This is a genomic window from Desulfogranum marinum (assembly GCF_016918565.1).
In the GTDB taxonomy this organism is placed as follows: domain Bacteria; phylum Desulfobacterota; class Desulfobulbia; order Desulfobulbales; family Desulfobulbaceae; genus Desulfogranum; species Desulfogranum marinum.
The window spans coordinates 1-280 of sequence record NZ_JAFFQD010000200.1; the positions used below are offsets into that span (position 1 = coordinate 1).

1 pseudogene is annotated in these 280 nt (G+C 48.2%); it reads right to left on the reverse strand.

The annotated features are described in order from the left end of the window. A pseudogene (locus tag JWH17_RS23490) lies at nucleotides 1-280 on the reverse strand (hypothetical protein); the annotation flags it as partial.

The following is a 280-nucleotide window of genomic DNA, read 5'->3' on the forward strand; positions in this document are numbered from 1 at the left end:
TGCTGTTCCAAAGAAGTAGTAAGCTCACTGTTTTTTGCCTGGCTTTCTTCAAACTGCACTTTCAATGCAGTGAGTTCTCCCGCCAAGCCGGTAGCCTGTTCCTGAGCAGCTGTAAGTTCTTCTGTTAGGGATGCCTGCTGTTCCTGAGCTGTAGTCAGCTCCTGATTTACGGTAGAGAGTTGCGCTGTTTGCTGTTCCAAAGAAGTAGTAAGCTCACTGTTTTTTGCCTGGCTTTCTTCAAACTGCACTTTCAATGCAGTGAGTTCTCCCGCCAAGCCGG